At 49.4% G+C, this 997-nt stretch carries 2 protein-coding genes; both read right to left on the reverse strand.

All coding sequences use genetic code 11. The features are described from left to right. A partial coding sequence (locus LJE12_RS19600) for an IS630 family transposase (protein WP_227292399.1) occupies positions 1-509 on the reverse strand: 509 nt, incomplete at its 3' end. Further along, positions 467-997: helix-turn-helix domain-containing protein (locus LJE12_RS19605; protein ID WP_227292397.1), on the reverse strand; the 531-nt coding region annotated here is incomplete at its 5' end. The genes LJE12_RS19605 and LJE12_RS19600, both read right to left, overlap by 43 nt.

The following is a 997-nucleotide window of genomic DNA, read 5'->3' on the forward strand; positions in this document are numbered from 1 at the left end:
AGCCAGCTACCATGTTTTGGCGTGTAATGCCATTCAAAGCGTTCTGCAAGCCTGCGTGCTTCTTCCGGTGGGAAAGCCTTATATAATGAAGCTGGAGAATGGGTATTTAGATTGTCGGTAACAAGAACTATTTTTTCCGTCCGTGGGTACAGGGTGTCGGAAGTATACCGGAGAATTTCTGCAAAATCCAATGCTGTGCGGGTCTGTGTTACAACCGTTTCCCTCCTGCCTGCCAGGGGTTCAGAAATCATGAAGACATCTGCAACACCGTTGCGGACATACACGGAATCTACTTTTTCAGGCTGGCCTGGTTCACAGGGAATACGTGTTTTCTTTATGAGCTGTTTGTTCGTTTCATCTATGCAAACGACAGGACGGAGAGGGTCATACGGGCGCTGATATACCTCCAGCACGTCCTCCATCTTCGCTACGAACTCGGCGTCTGCTTCCGGAATGCACCATTCCTTTACGAGCCACGGCTTGATTTCATTTTTTTCATAACCTCGCAGACGGTACTGTCCGTAATGTAATCGACCACTTCCAGGCGGATCAGTTCATCCGCGATTGCCTGCATAGTCCAGCGTGAGGCTCCTTCCGGCGGTTCCGAACAGGCTATGGCACATATCCGGGCCTCCACATCGCCCGTCACCTTGCGACGGCGGTTTTCTTGTACCTTCCGCCCAAGGGCTGCCTCCATCCCTCCCATGACAAACCGTTGCGCAATACCTGCAATGGTGGAACGGGCGGCTCCATACGCATCTTTGATGCGGTCATATGTCCATGCCTTGTTTTCAGGCTTTTGGTCCAACTTTAGCAGTATCTGTGCATGCTTTATGCGGTAGCCCTTTCCGCCTTTTTGTATTATTGCTTTCAGCTCCTGTATTTCATCGTTTGTCAGCGTGACAATGTAGCGTGGCATATCTGCGTCCTCCAATACCGTTTTTGATGGAGTATAGCAAATTTTTTCAGTACTGTAAAGTATTGTTACTAACCGGAT

It is taken from the genome of Blautia sp. DFI.6.71 (assembly GCF_020593585.1).
GTDB lineage: Bacteria > Bacillota > Clostridia > Lachnospirales > Lachnospiraceae > Blautia_A > Blautia_A wexlerae.